The 12,811-nt window shown below is 69.3% G+C and carries 13 protein-coding genes; 7 read left to right on the forward strand and 6 right to left on the reverse strand.

What is annotated here, in order from left to right; all coding sequences use genetic code 11:
* Positions 1-28 precede the first annotated feature (28 nt).
* The 3 genes from ABZ824_RS04450 to hemQ are packed head-to-tail and all read left to right on the forward strand — an operon-like array spanning position 29 to position 2,443.
* Complete coding sequence (locus ABZ824_RS04450; RefSeq protein WP_356961591.1) at positions 29-502, forward strand: Rrf2 family transcriptional regulator; 474 nt, start codon at positions 29-31, stop codon at positions 500-502.
* Positions 499-1,743: a globin domain-containing protein gene (locus ABZ824_RS04455; protein WP_356961592.1), complete on the forward strand. Its 1,245-nt coding sequence runs from the start codon at positions 499-501 to the stop codon at positions 1,741-1,743. The genes ABZ824_RS04450 and ABZ824_RS04455 overlap by 4 nt, the downstream gene beginning before the upstream one ends.
* A gap of 4 nt (positions 1,744-1,747) precedes the next feature.
* Complete coding sequence (gene hemQ, locus ABZ824_RS04460) at positions 1,748-2,443, forward strand: hydrogen peroxide-dependent heme synthase (protein ID WP_355070401.1); 696 nt, start codon at positions 1,748-1,750, stop codon at positions 2,441-2,443.
* 97 nt (positions 2,444-2,540) lie between these two features.
* On the opposite strand, the gene msrB is transcribed toward hemQ, so the two are convergent.
* From msrB to ABZ824_RS04480, 4 genes are all read right to left on the reverse strand, one after another.
* The gene (msrB, locus tag ABZ824_RS04465) at positions 2,541-2,984 is read right to left on the reverse strand and encodes a peptide-methionine (R)-S-oxide reductase MsrB (protein WP_356961594.1); all 444 of its coding nucleotides are present in this window, start codon (positions 2,982-2,984) and stop codon (positions 2,541-2,543) included.
* Complete coding sequence (locus ABZ824_RS04470; protein WP_356961596.1) at positions 2,981-4,315, reverse strand: glycosyltransferase family 87 protein; 1,335 nt, start codon at positions 4,313-4,315, stop codon at positions 2,981-2,983. Before ABZ824_RS04470 ends, msrB begins: the two co-directional genes overlap by 4 nt.
* Positions 4,316-4,397: 82 nt before the next feature.
* Positions 4,398-5,954 carry an alpha/beta hydrolase gene (locus ABZ824_RS04475; RefSeq protein ID WP_356961598.1) on the reverse strand — a complete coding sequence of 519 codons (1,557 nt, stop codon included), beginning with the start codon at positions 5,952-5,954 and terminating at the stop codon, positions 4,398-4,400.
* Between the two features lie 31 nt (positions 5,955-5,985).
* Positions 5,986-6,765 carry a pyrimidine reductase family protein gene (locus ABZ824_RS04480; RefSeq protein WP_355070408.1) on the reverse strand — a complete coding sequence of 260 codons (780 nt, stop codon included), beginning with the start codon at positions 6,763-6,765 and terminating at the stop codon, positions 5,986-5,988.
* Positions 6,766-6,782: 17 nt separating this feature from the next.
* On the opposite strand from ABZ824_RS04480, the gene zapE reads away from it, so the two are divergent.
* The 3 genes from zapE (at position 6,783) to ABZ824_RS04495 (ending at position 9,478) form a co-directional block, all read left to right on the forward strand.
* Positions 6,783-7,799 carry a cell division protein ZapE gene (gene zapE, locus ABZ824_RS04485; protein WP_356961600.1) on the forward strand — a complete coding sequence of 339 codons (1,017 nt, stop codon included), beginning with the start codon at positions 6,783-6,785 and terminating at the stop codon, positions 7,797-7,799.
* Between the two features lie 75 nt (positions 7,800-7,874).
* Complete coding sequence (locus ABZ824_RS04490) at positions 7,875-8,657, forward strand: tyrosine-protein phosphatase (RefSeq protein WP_356961602.1); 783 nt, start codon at positions 7,875-7,877, stop codon at positions 8,655-8,657.
* Between the two features lie 68 nt (positions 8,658-8,725).
* Entirely contained in the window at positions 8,726-9,478 is a 753-nt protein-coding gene (locus tag ABZ824_RS04495; protein ID WP_355070414.1) for an alpha/beta hydrolase, read from the forward strand.
* 7 nt (positions 9,479-9,485) lie between these two features.
* On the opposite strand, the gene ABZ824_RS04500 is transcribed toward ABZ824_RS04495, so the two are convergent.
* Together ABZ824_RS04500 and ABZ824_RS04505 are read right to left on the reverse strand one after the other, a co-directional pair.
* The gene (locus ABZ824_RS04500; RefSeq protein ID WP_355070416.1) at positions 9,486-10,025 is read right to left on the reverse strand and encodes a GNAT family N-acetyltransferase; all 540 of its coding nucleotides are present in this window, start codon (positions 10,023-10,025) and stop codon (positions 9,486-9,488) included.
* 106 nt (positions 10,026-10,131) lie between these two features.
* Positions 10,132-11,358, reverse strand: coding sequence for an MFS transporter (locus tag ABZ824_RS04505; RefSeq protein WP_356961604.1), 1,227 nt, complete (start codon positions 11,356-11,358; stop codon positions 10,132-10,134).
* A 167-nt stretch (positions 11,359-11,525) separates the two neighbouring features.
* Here ABZ824_RS04505 and ABZ824_RS04510 point away from each other — a divergent pair, with 167 nt between their 5' ends.
* The gene (locus ABZ824_RS04510) at positions 11,526-12,758 is read left to right on the forward strand and encodes a cytochrome P450 (protein WP_356961606.1); all 1,233 of its coding nucleotides are present in this window, start codon (positions 11,526-11,528) and stop codon (positions 12,756-12,758) included.
* The last annotated feature ends 53 nt before the right edge of the window (positions 12,759-12,811 follow it).

The raw sequence follows: 12,811 nt of genomic DNA on the forward strand, positions 1-12,811 counted from the left end.
GGTGGAATTCGCCGGTACCGTGAGCGCCATGCAGCTCTCGCACTTCACCGATATCGGTTTGCGCACCATCATGCGGCTCGCGGTGGAGGACGAGAAGAAGTCCCGGGTCACCACCAAACTCATCGCGCGACAGGTCGGCGCGTCCGAAAAGCATGTGGCCAAGGCGGTTTCGCGGCTGGCCGACCTGGGCCTCGTCGAGGCGCACCGCGGACGATCCGGCGGATTGTTCATCACCGAGGCAGGTCGCGCCGCGTCGGTGGGTGAGCTCGTCCGGGAATTGGAAGACAACCGCGACGTGGTGGAGTGCGGGGAACCGAATCCGTGTCCGTTACTCGGCGGGTGCCGATTGCGTCGAATTCTCGCCGACGCGAAGAAGGCTTTCTATACCGAACTCGACCGTTATTCGATAGAGGATTTGGTCACCTCGTCGACAACCGGGTTGCTGCATTTACTCGTCCGCTCCACGGCGAGTGTCACCCCTGAGATGAAGGAAGTTTCATGAACCTCGACAGCGTCGTCCGTGCCGAACCGGAACTCGAACCGCGGCACGCCGAGGTCGTCCGCGCGACCCTACCGCTGGTGGCGGCAAACATCGACCGCATCACGGCCGTGTTCTACCGCACGATGTTCGACGCCCACCCCCGGCTGCTGCGCGACACGTTCAACCGGGGCAATCAGGCACAGGGTAGTCAGCAGCGGGCGCTGGCCGTCTCCATAGCCACCTTCGCCACGTACCTGGTCGACCCCGCGCTGCCGCACCCGGCCACCATGTTGTCGCGGATCGCGCACAAGCACGCCTCACTCGGGGTGACTCCGGAGCAGTACCGGATCGTGCACGAAAATCTGTTCGCGGCCATCGTGGAAGTGCTCGGCGCCGATGTGGTCGGCGACGCGGTCGCGGCGGCATGGGATCGGGTCTACTGGATGATGGCCGACACATTGATGGATCAAGAGAAGGGGCTCTACGCCGAGGCTGGCGTGGATTCCGGCGACGTGTTCCGGGACGTCCGTGTCGTGGCTCGCGACGACGACCCCTCGGGCGTCGCGGTCTTCACCGTCGAGTCCGCCCACCCGGCTGCGCAGCTACCGGGGTTCATTCCGGGACAGTATGTTTCGGTCGGTGTCCGGCTTCCCGACGGTGCGCGCCAGTTGCGGCAGTACAGCCTGGTGGGCAAGCCGCACGACGGCGCGCTGTCGTTCGCCGTCAAGCGGGTCGAGGCGGCCGCCGGCTGCCCGGCGGGTGAGGTGTCCTCCTGGCTGCACGAGCAGTTGCGCCCGGGTGACCCACTGCAGATCACCCTTCCGTTCGGTGACGTCGTCCTCGATACCGCGTCGGAGACACCGCTGGTGCTGATTTCCGCCGGCATCGGTGTGACCCCGACGATCGGCGTTCTGGACTATCTCGCCGCCCACGACCCGGGCCGTCGCACGCTGGTCGTGCACGCCGACCGTGCGCCGCGCACCCATCCGCTGCGCGATCGGCTGCTGGGACTCACTGCCCGGCTCGAACAAGCCGAGGTCGAGATCTGGTACGAGGAACCGACTCCCGGCGCCCGGAACGGCCGGGCCGATCTCTCGGTGCTGAACGTGCCCGAGGACGCCGACATATACGTCTGCGGTCCATCCGGGTTCCTGGGCGAGATGCAACGCCAGTTGCGCGCCCTCGGTATCCCCGACGCCCGCGTGCACATCGAGCAGTTCACGCCCGGCGACGCGGGCGCTCCCGAGCGAGTGGCACGATAGTGCTATGGCGCGACTCGACTATCAGGCTCTCAACTCCACCATCCGCTACCTGATGTTCTCGGTCTTCCAGGTGCAGCCGGGAGTGCTGGGCGAGGACCGGGACGCGGCGACCAAGGAGGCCAAGGCGTTCTTCGACGGTCTGGCCGACCGCGACGTCGTGGTCCGCGGCATCTACGACGTGGCCGGGATGCGCGCCGACGCCGATTTCATGATCTGGACCCACGCCGAACGCGTCGAGGACCTGCAAGCCGCGTACGCCGATTTCCGCCGCACCACCGAGCTGGGACGGGCCAGCGCGCCGGTCTGGAGCAACGCGGCGCTGCACCGCCCCGCCGAGTTCAACAAGAGCCACATCCCGGCCTTCCTGGCCGGCGAGGAGGCGGGCGCCTACATCTGCGTGTACCCGTTCGTCCGGTCCTACGAGTGGTACCTGCTGCCCGACGAGGAGCGCCGCCGGATGCTGGCCGAACACGGCAAGGCCGCGCGTGGCTACCCGGACGTGCGGGCGAACACCGTCAGTTCGTTCGCGCTCGGCGACTACGAGTGGATCCTGGCCTTCGAGGCGCCCGAATTGCACCGGATCGTCGATCTGATGCGTGACCTGCGGGCCACCGACGCCCGGCGGCACGTGCGCGAAGAGATCCCGTTCTTCACCGGCCCCCGCGTGGAGATCGAGCAGCTGATCGCCGCTCTGCCCTGACGCGCCCTGCCCCGGTGCAGGCAAACGCTTGCCCGAAGTTTTCGGGGCATGCGCCGAGCGCCGGGGCTTCGTACGCTGCCCGTGAGCGTCGGGCTGGTTACTCCGCTGCGCTGTCCGAGGGGTGCAGTCGCAGGGCGATGGAGTTGATGCAGTAACGCTTGTCGGTGGGCGTGTTGTACCCCTCGCCCTCGAACACGTGGCCGAGGTGGCTGTGGCAATTCGCGCACAGCACTTCGACCCGATGCATGCCGAGCGAGTCGTCCGACCGGAGAATCACCGCGTCGGACGCGGCCGGATCGAAGAAGGACGGCCAGCCGCAGTGCGAGTCGAACTTCTCGGTGCTGCGGAACAGTTCGGTGCCGCAGGCCCGGCACACGTAGACGCCTTCGGTTTTGGTGTCGGTGTACTCGCCGGTGAACGGCCGCTCGGTAGCCGCCTCGCGCAGCACCGAGTACTCCTCGGGGTTCAGCTTCGACCGCCATTCCTGCGGCGAGAGCTGGATGCGCGGCGCGGGCAGGGACGTGTCGGCTTCGGAACTCATGGCTCCACGCTAATACGATTCTGCTCCGCGGGCGTCGAACCGTTTTGTGGCCTGTGGGTTTCCGCCGGGAGAGCCGCGGCGACCGGCGGCTGCGGCTGTTCGCCGCGCGGGTCCGGGGCGGAACTCATCCACGCGGGATCGATGCCGAACGGCAGCCTGCCTTCCCGCCGCGCGGCCAGATAGCGGTCGCCGAGCACGCAGAACACGACGATGAGCAGCAGGCCCCAGCCGAAGGTGATGCGCAGGTACTCCAGGTTGCGGCCGATGTGCTGCCAGCGGTCCGATAGCCACTTGTCGTAGCTCATGAACCCGAAGATCGCCAGCCAGGCCGGCCAGTTGCGCAGCACCGAGTTGCGCAGCACGACGGTCATCAGGAAGGGGAACAGCATCATCGAGTAGTACATCTGCCCCAGCGAGCTGAGCAGGAACGAGGCCGTCAGCAGCACGCCGGAGGAGGTGCAGACGAAGAACAGTTCGTCCTCGCGGTAGTAGCGGTACAGCAGCCACAGCGAGATCAGCACGAGCACGCCGAGCGCCACGCGCATGCCCCAGGTCAGCCACGGCGGCAGTCCGTAGTACTCGCCGTTGCCGACGATGGCGCTGTTGAAGTAGTCGCGGGATTCGAAGAGGTAGGGCGCGGTGCGGGTGATGAACTTCTCCGGGTCCTTCACCAGCGGCCAGGCGATCGCGGTGAGCGCGAGCGGCACGCCGAGGGCCGTCACGAAGACTTTCCACTGCCCGCGCACGAGCGCGATCAAAAGCAACGGAGCCAGTGTCGGTTTGACCGCGATACTCAATCCGAGCGCGGCGCCCGCCCAGAGGTCGCGCCGCTTCAGCAGCAGGTGGATGAAGATCAGCTCCGCCAGCAGCACGCAGCCGTTGACGTTGGTGAACACCAGCGTGTTGATCACGGTCTCGGAGGAGAACATCGCCAGCAGCAGCGCGGGCGCGGCGACCGAATGCAGGGTGTACCGGAACAGCCGCAGCAACAGGTACCAGGCGATGAGAATCGCGATCGCGTTGAGGGCGATGAACAGCCAGCGCGACTTCTCGTAGTCGATGGCGGCGATCGGCGCGATCAGCAGGGTGCCGCTGGGCGGATACAGGTAGTGCGGGTCCACCGAGTCGAAATTCGCGGTGTAGACCGGCCGCCCGTTCAGGAAGTCGAACGACGCCTGGTAGACAGGCCGGTAGTCGTCGGTGATGAAGCCGTTGACAGCCTTGATGAAAACCCGGTTCAGCACGGTCATGACCGCCAGGGGCCAGAGTGCGAACTTGATCACCTCGGCGGTGGTGCGAGCGGTCCTGGGCTCGAGCTGTCGAAGGAACACTGGGGCACGGTACACCGGATGGGTTACCGGCGGTTGGCCGGACCTGTCGGACGCGCCGCTCGAACGGCTCCGCACGCCCGGGCTACGCCGGGCAGGCGGTGCCATCTGCGGGAAGTTTGCCGTCCTTCAGATAGTCGAGCACCGCCCGCTGCGCGCAGCCGGAATGCGTGGACACCGGATGCCCGAAGCCCTGCCAGGACAGCGCCGCGTGCCGGGCGCCCGCCGAACCTATCGCGCCGGTCACCGAGGACTGACCGCCGTTACCGACCACCGGATCGGCTACCCCGCCCAGCACGAACACCGGAATACCCAGCTTTTCGGGCAGCGGCGGCGCGGTCGACACCGGCCAGGCAGCGCACTCCATCAGGCCGATGGCCGCCGCCTTGCCGAAAACCGGATACTTGCCCGCCCATGTGCCCGCGAGTTCGTTCGCCTTGGCCGGCGTCGGCGGCAGCTGTGTGTCGGTGCAGCGGTTGACGAACTGGCCGTCGCTCGCGGTGGCCGCGGCCTCCTGCCTGATCAGGTTGCTCAGTGGCCCGCGATCGCCGCGTCCGGCCGCGGCCAGCGTGTCGGACAGCTCGGTGACCCGAGCGGCCTGGTCGGCGCGCGGGCTGCCGAGGAAGCCCGACACCGCGGTCAGCAACGCGTTCGCCGAGATGTCGCCGAGTTCGCCGCCCGCGGCACGATTCACCAGATCGGTGACCGCGGCGCGCGGATCGGCCCCGAGTGAGCAGCCGACGCCGACGCAGCGCTGCGCGAAGGCCGTCAGCGCCGCCTCGGCGCCCTGCACGGCCTGTTCGGCGCGGGTCACGGCATCGGTGCCGACCGGTTCCGGGGAGTCGAGCACCAGCCGGGCGACGTGATCGCCGTACTTGCGGGCGTAGCTGAGCGCGACCTTCGCGCCGTTGCCCGTGCCCAGCAGCGCGATGTGGTCCACCTGCCATTGCCTGCGCAACTGCTCGATGTCGTCGGCGGCGTGCGGCGCGTCGAAGGTGCCTTCGTACGGCTGCAGGAAGTCGCGGCAGGCGATGGTGCCGTCCTGGCTCAACTTCGTCATGCGGGCCACCGGGTCGCCCGCGCCGGGACCGGACTGGGCGTTGTCGGCCAGGCCACGGCGGATCTCCGTGGGCAGGCAATCGATCGGCTGCGAGCCGCCGATGCCGCGCCGGTCCACCGCGACGATCGGGCGGGCGGCCAGCAGCACGGAGGCGGGGCCAGCGGCCAACCCGGCCAGGGTGGCGGAGGAGGAGCGATCCGAGCCCGAGGTGAGCACCAGCGGCGGCGCGTCGGCCGGGGTCTGCGCCAGCCTGGCCCGCAACGCGGCCGCGCGGAAACTGCCCAGCACCGTGCCCGTCGAGTCGATCGGGGTGGCGTACTCGGCGCAGTCGAGCACCAACCCGGCGGGCGCGGGGCCGAGTCCGAACTGATCCAAGGTCGGCTGGGTGCACTCGCGCCAGCTGAGGTCGGTTCTGGGCAGCTCGGCCTTGGGCAGCGGAGCGGGCGCGGCGGAGGTGGTCGCGGTGCCGGCGACCGGCGGGCGCTGCACCGCGACACCGGGACGATCCGACGGTCCCGCGCCGCAACCGGCGGTCACGATCGAGAGGGTGGCGGCAAGCACGGCGGCCCGAGTCCAGCGCATTGCTACAGCCTGCCAGGTTCGGACGGTTCTTTCATCGACGGGCCCACCGGGTGAGCATGGTGCCGTCGTCGTCCAGCAACACGTGCGCGCGCGTCATGCGGACGCGGAATTCGTGCGCCGACAGCGAGATTCGCCGCGCCGCGCCGCCGACCAGCAGCGGCGCGGTGGTCAGGCACAGCTCGTCGACCACATCCGCCTCCAGCAGTTCGCCGAACAGATGCGGGCCGCCTTCGGTGAGTACCCGCAGCAGGCCGCGCTCGGCGAGCACCCGCAGCAAGCCGCTGGGCGTCACCGCGATGCCACCCGCTTCGATCACCTCGGCGCCCGCGTCCGCCAGCCGCTGCTTGCGGTCGGCGGGCGCGGTGGTCGTCGTGATGATCAGCGGCGGCACCTGGGTATCGGTGAGCAGGCGCGCGCCGGGGTCGATCGCCGCGCTCGCCGTGACGACCGCGATCGGCGGCGGCGCGCCGTCGGGATGCCCGCCGATGCCGCGCTCGTGGAACGCGCGGCGGCGCGCCGGGTCGGTGCGCGCCCCGCCGTAGTTCTCCGCGCGCGCCGTGCCCGCGCCGACGACGATCACCTCCGCCAGTTCGCGCAGCAACATGAACACCGTTCGGTCGGCCGGGGTGCCCAGCCCTTCGGTCAGGTTGCCGCTGGTGGCGGCGCCGTCGATGCTGGAGACGAAATTGGCGCGGACCCAAGGCGCGTCGAGCGCGGCGGGGAAGGCGTACATCTGCGCGAGGTCGTCCGGGCCGAGTGCTGTGAGCTGGATCGCATTCTGGCTACGCTGCATGAAATCAGATCTCACCACGTCTTTAGGCTTCGTCCATGCAAGAACGCCTCGTCGATCGTCACCCGGAGGTCCCGGCCGATCAGCTCGTCGCCCAAATGGTGCCGCCGCCCATGTTCGACGAGGTGAGCTTCGCCTCCTACATTCCCGATCCGAAGGAACCGAGCCAGGCGGCCGCGGTCGGCAAGGCCGAGGAGTTCGCCGGGCAGGTCGCCAAGATCAGCAAGGCCGCGGGCAAGAAGAGCTTCTTCGGTAAGAAGAAGCAGGTCAGCGGCGCCGGCCTGTATCTGGACGGCGGATTCGGCGTCGGCAAGACCCACCTGCTGGCCTCGATCTTCCACAGCTCGCCCGCGCCCAAGTCGTTCGGTACGTTCGGCGAGCTGACCAACCTGGTCGGCGCGCTCGGCTTCGCCAATGCCCTCGAGCGGCTCTCGGGCAACAGCGTGCTGTGCATCGATGAATTCGAACTCGACGATCCCGGCGACACGATGCTGGTCTCGCGCCTGCTGACCGAACTGTCCGCGGCCGGTGTCTCGATCGCGGCCACGTCGAACACCTTGCCGGGGCAGCTCGGCGAAGGCCGTTTCGCCGCACAGGATTTCATGCGCGAGATCAAGAAGCTGGGCGCCATCTTCGAGGCGGTGCGCGTGGACGGGCCGGACTACCGCCACCGCGATCTGCCTCCCGCGCCGGAGCCCACCGCCGCCGCGGTCCTGGCCGAACGGGCGGCGAGCACACCGCATTCCACGCTCGACGAGTTCGACGCGCTGCTGAAGCACCTCAGCACCTTGCATCCGTCGAAGTACGGCGCGCTGATCTCCGGGGTGTCGTCGGTGTTCGTCTCCGGCGTGCATCCGGTCACCGATCAGGCCGTGGCGCTGCGCATCGTGGTGCTGGCCGACCGGCTCTACGACGCGAGCGTGCCGGTGACGGTCTCTGGCGCGAAACTGGACGAGATCTTCTCCGCCGAGATGCTGGAGGGCGGCTACCGCAAGAAGTACCTGCGCGCCATCTCCCGCTTGCTCGCGCTGTCGCGGTTCGAGGTCGCGGCCTAGCGCTGTCTGCCCGGCCTCGGCGGCCGGCGAGAGAACGTGGGCAGACCCCACAGACCCGATGATTGGAGCAGCCGAATGGCCACTCGTTTCCGCGCCCCGGTCGCGATGGCGGCCGGCCTGGCGGTCGCCTTCGGGCCGGTAGCCATCATCGCGCAGGCCGACCCGCCTGCGGTCGTCGTCGCCGATCCCTCCCTGCACCTGCAAGGGGTGCGGAACGCGCGGGACATCGGCGGGTATCGCACCACCGACGGCCGGATCGTGCGCACCGGTCTGGTGTATCGGACCGGGCAGCTGAACAGCGCGACGCCGGAGGATCTGGCCGCGCTGACCGGCCGCCGCGTGCGTTCCGTGCACGACCTGCGCACGGTCTACGAGCGCGCGCTCGGTCCGGACCGGCTGCCCGCGGGCGCGACGGCGCACTGGGCCGACGTGATCGGCCAGGCTCCGCCGGAGGTCATCGCCACCACGCTCACCGGAGGCGACGGCCTGTATCGCGCGTTCATCACCGCGCCCGGCGCGAACGAGGCGTTCGCTTCGGTGCTGCGCGACCTCATCGGCGCCGACGGCGCGGTGTTGTTCCACTGCACCGCGGGCAAGGACCGCACCGGCTGGACGGCGGCCGTGCTGCTCACGCTGCTCGGCGTCGATCGTGCCACGGTCACCGAGGACTATCTGCTGTCCAACCGATTCCGCAACGCGAGCGAGAACGACCCGCTCAACGGCGTTCAGGGATCCTGGCTCGACGCCGCCTTCGACCAGGTGGATCGAACCTACGGAAGTTTCGACGCCTATGTCCGGGACGGCCTGGGACTCACCGGCGACGATATCGCGGCCTTGCGGGACCGACTGCTGGGCTGAGCGCGGCACCCGGCCCGATACGTCCGCTTCGGCAGTTTCGGTGGCGTGCCGTGCACTACGATCCCGGCATGGCGAAGTTTGAGACATGGGACGGCCTGGAACTCAATTACCGGGTGTGGGAGGGCGAGGGCATCCCGGTCGTGCTGCAGCACGGAGTGGTCGCGGATACCAACGCGAACTGGATGAGCACCGGTGTGGTCGCCGCACTGCAGTCCGCCGGGCACACCGTGGTGTCCCTGGACGCGCGTGGTCACGGCCGTTCCGGCAAGCCGCACGACGCGGCGCGGTACTCGTGGCAGGCGATGGCGCGTGACGTACGCGCCCTCTACGACGAGCTCGAATTCGAGGAGGTCGCGCAGGTCGGGTACTCGATGGGCGGGGTGATCTCGCTGATGGTGGCCGCGACCGACCGGCGGGTGCGGCGGCTGGCCGTCGGCGGCATCGGGTCGGGTGTGCTGGACTGCGGTGGCGTCGATCGCCGCGTGATCGACCTGCCGGATCTGCAGGCCGCGATGACCGGAGACGGCGCGGACGCGTCGCCGACCGCGAAGATGTTCCGGGTGCTCGCCGACGCGGTACAGGCCGACGTGCAAGCCATCCACGCCGTGGCGACGGGTCTGGACGATCGTCCCATCGAGACGCTGGCGGATATCACCGTGCCCGCGCTGGTGCTGGCGGGCGAGGACGACCCCTTCGCCGCCGAACCGGAGCGACTCGCCGCCGCGCTGCCGAACGGTGAACTGGCCGTGGTGCCCGGCGATCACCTGATGGCGGTGCTGAACCCCGCGTTCCACACCGCACTCGTCGATTTCCTGCGCTGAGGCGGGATCAGAAGACCAGCCGCAGCACGTAGTCGTGATGCACCTGGGCGCCGACGGTGAACGTCCTGGTGCCGGCCTCGGTGAAACCGTGTTTGGCGTAGAAGCGCCGAGCGCGGACGTTCTCCTGGTTGACGCCAAGCCAGACGCCCGGATATCCCTCGGCGCGCGCCCAGTCCAGCGCGGCGTTCATCAGCGCGGTGGACACCCCGGTGCCGTGCCGGCCGGGCAGCACGTACAACTTGCTGAGCTCCACCATCGGGTGCGGCCCGACCGGCTCGGCCACCGCAGGGTCCGCTGGGCCGCCCGTGACCAGCATCGCGTAACCGACGATGTCGTCGTCCGCGACAGCCTTGAGCACGATCCGGGCCGGATCGCTCAGATATTCGCCGAACCGTTCGCCCGACAGGACCTCGCCGACGAACACCGCGATGTCGTCGGGCGTCGCCTCGGGCGGGCACGCCAGTGGAAAAGTCGCGGCGGCAACATCACTGAGCGCTTCCGCGTCCCACAGCCCGGCGCGGTCGACGACGACGGAGAGGTTGCTCATGGCTACATCAGAGCATATCGACAACGCGTCAGCGGCGCGGCTCAGGGCGCTCACCTCGTCGCGCGCCTGGCAGCAGGTGAGGTCCAGTTGTGCACCGCTGGTCGCACTAGCCGGTGGCAGGCCCGAGTTCGGTGGGCTGGTCCAGTTTCCGCGTAGGAGGCGCGCTCGCGACCCGATGGGAGCGGAAGACGCGGGAGAGCCCGATCAGGGCCACGGCGAACAGCAGCGGGATCACGAATCCCACGCGGTGACCGACGCTCGCCGCGATCGCGCCGACCACACCGCCGCCGAGCAGCGTCCCCGCGTAGTTGAACAGGTTGAGACGCGCGATCAGTGCGTCGAGCTCCCGTCCGGTCGCAAGTTGCCCGGCCGCGCTGAAGCACAGCGGCGCGATCACGGGCAGGCCCGCGCCCGCGACGAGGAACCCGGCGATCGCGACCGCCGGACTCGGCGCGGCCACCACGAGAGCCAGACCGAGGACTCCGGTGCCCGCGGCGGCCCGCACCACAGGGCGCGGACCGAAACGGCGCACCAGCGAATCCCCGGCGATCCGGGAGACCAACGACGTGCCTTGATACGCGGCGAAGGCGAGCGCCGCCGTCGCCGAACCGGCGAGCAGGTCGTCGGTCAGGTACAAAGCCGACCAGTTGCCCACCGCGAGGTCGACCGCGAAGACGAACGCCATCGCGACCCCGAACCCGACATACGCGCGCAGCGCGACGGTGGGACCGGACGCGGCGGTCTCGACGGGACTCGTCTCCGCGTCCCGCACGCCGAGCAGTCCTCGTCCGAGCGCCCAGCCGAGCAGCAGCACGATCGCGGCGGCCGCGAGCAGCGATTCGCGCAGCGTCACCTCCAGCGCCTCGCACCCGGATACGAACAATGCCCCGGCTATCGTTCCGGCGCTCCACGCGGCGTAGAACGACGACAGGATGAACGTCCCATAGCCGTGCTGGATGAACACGGCCTGCATGTTGGTGCTCGCGTCGACGATGCCGACCGCGATCCCGTAGCAGCCGAGTGCGGCCACCAGCAGCGGCGTGTTCGGCGCGAACGCCGCCGCCGATCCGGTGACGGCCACGAGTAGCAGCCCGATCCGCACCGCCGCGCGGCTGGACCAGCGCAGCGCCAGCCGCTCCGCGAGAACGCTGCCGCCGCCCGCCAGCAACGAGATCAGCACCACCGAGACCGCGATCACGCCGTCCGACAGCCCGAAATGCTCCTTCTGCTGCGGCAACTCGGTCAGCACGACGGCGAGGAAGAAGCCCTGTGCGCCGAACGCGAACGAGTTCGCGATCCGGGCACGCCGCAGGACGGGCGCGATCGAACTCATTGGCGCAGGGTAGCCGGACCCTGACGACGACGCGCGCCGGGCCGGGCCGCGACGAGGGGCAACGCTGATCACAGGATGGTCCGGTCGCGCGGCCTGGCCGAGATCCGTGATCGGTGTCACCATCGAAGGGCCGCAACGATACTCACGAATCAGGGGGAACCGATCGGATGAGAGAACTGCCCGCGGATTTCTTTCGCACGCCGCATGCCTTCTACCAGCAGTTGCGCGCCGAGGGGCCGGTGCATCAGGTTCGGTTGCGCACCGGTGTGCGCGCCTGGCTTGTGGTCGACTACGACGCTGCCAAGGAGGTGCTGCGCCATCCCGACGTCCACAAGGACCCGCACGCTCCGATGGGCGCCGAGGCGCGGCGATCAGCAGCAGGTGGCAGCGGCGTCACGGCGGTCAACCCGCGCCTGAGCCTGCATCTGCTCAATTCCGACCCGCCGCGGCACTCGCGGCTGCGCAAACTCGTCACACCGGCGTTCGCGCCCGCGCGGATGGAGGCCCTCGCACCGCGGATCGTGGCGATCGCGGACGATCTGCTCGACGCGATCGATCGTGCGACGGGCGCCGGTCCGGTCGACCTGCTCGCGGAGTACGCGTTCCCGCTGCCGATCACGGTGATCTGCGAACTGCTCGGCGTGCCGGTCGAGGACCGCGCGCGCTTCCGGGAGTGGTCGGCGGCCGTGGTCGACACGCCCATGTCCACGCCGGAGGGCATCCGTGCCGCGACCGACGCCATCGTCGACTACTTCGACGACCTGGTCGTCCGGCGGCGCGCAGAGGGCTTGGGCGAGGATCTGATCTCCCAGCTGCTGCTCGCCACCGAGGAAGGGGACCGGCTCAGTCACGACGAGCTGATCTCCATGGCCTTCCTGATCCTGGTCGCGGGTCACGAGACCACGGTGAACCTGATCGGTAACTCCGTGCTGGAACTGCTCGCCGATCCCGCCCGCTACCTGGCCCTGCGCGACGACCCGGCGGGCGTCACACCGCTGGTGGAGGAAACGCTGCGCCACAACGGCCCGGTCAACGTGGCGACCCTGCGTTACACCACCGCGCCGGTCCACCTGGCGAGCGGCGTCATCCCGGAAGGGGAGCTGGTGCTGGTCTCGGTGGCGTCGGCCAACCGTGACGAACGGCACTTCGCCTCGCCCGCGGCGTTCGACCCGGACCGCGGCACGAACGGGCACCTGGCCTTCGGCCACGGCATCCACTACTGCCTCGGAGCGGCGCTGGCCAGGCTGGAGGCCCGCATCGCGCTGACCCGGCTGGTGCGGCGCTATCCGCAGCTGCGGCCCGCCGTCGACGACGCTGACCTGCGGTGGCGGGAGAGCATTCTGATCCGTGGGCTGCTCGAGCTTCCGGTGGTTCCGGTGGGTACGCCCGTAGTGCGCTGAAGAGCGGATTCGGTCGACCGACTTTGCTGTGCGCCGCTGGCGACGTAATCTCT

This window comes from Nocardia sp. NPDC047038 (assembly GCF_040644075.1).
Classification (GTDB): Bacteria; Actinomycetota; Actinomycetes; order Mycobacteriales; family Mycobacteriaceae; genus Nocardia; species Nocardia sichangensis.

What these genes read in the sequence shown, in the direction of transcription:
- ABZ824_RS04450 (WP_356961591.1), top strand. Translation starts at nt 29, where the DNA reads ATGCAGCTCTCGCACTTCACCGATATCGGTTTGCGCACCATCATGCGG.
- ABZ824_RS04455 (WP_356961592.1), top strand. Translation starts at nt 499, where the DNA reads ATGAACCTCGACAGCGTCGTCCGTGCCGAACCGGAACTCGAACCGCGG.
- hemQ (WP_355070401.1), top strand. Translation starts at nt 1,748, where the DNA reads ATGGCGCGACTCGACTATCAGGCTCTCAACTCCACCATCCGCTACCTG.
- msrB (WP_356961594.1), bottom strand. Translation starts at nt 2,984, where the DNA reads ATGAGTTCCGAAGCCGACACGTCCCTGCCCGCGCCGCGCATCCAGCTC.
- ABZ824_RS04475 (WP_356961598.1), bottom strand. Translation starts at nt 5,954, where the DNA reads ATGCGCTGGACTCGGGCCGCCGTGCTTGCCGCCACCCTCTCGATCGTG.
- zapE (WP_356961600.1), top strand. Translation starts at nt 6,783, where the DNA reads ATGCAAGAACGCCTCGTCGATCGTCACCCGGAGGTCCCGGCCGATCAG.
- ABZ824_RS04490 (WP_356961602.1), top strand. Translation starts at nt 7,875, where the DNA reads ATGGCCACTCGTTTCCGCGCCCCGGTCGCGATGGCGGCCGGCCTGGCG.
- ABZ824_RS04495 (WP_355070414.1), top strand. Translation starts at nt 8,726, where the DNA reads ATGGCGAAGTTTGAGACATGGGACGGCCTGGAACTCAATTACCGGGTG.
- ABZ824_RS04500 (WP_355070416.1), bottom strand. Translation starts at nt 10,025, where the DNA reads ATGAGCAACCTCTCCGTCGTCGTCGACCGCGCCGGGCTGTGGGACGCG.
- ABZ824_RS04505 (WP_356961604.1), bottom strand. Translation starts at nt 11,358, where the DNA reads ATGAGTTCGATCGCGCCCGTCCTGCGGCGTGCCCGGATCGCGAACTCG.
- ABZ824_RS04510 (WP_356961606.1), top strand. Translation starts at nt 11,526, where the DNA reads ATGAGAGAACTGCCCGCGGATTTCTTTCGCACGCCGCATGCCTTCTAC.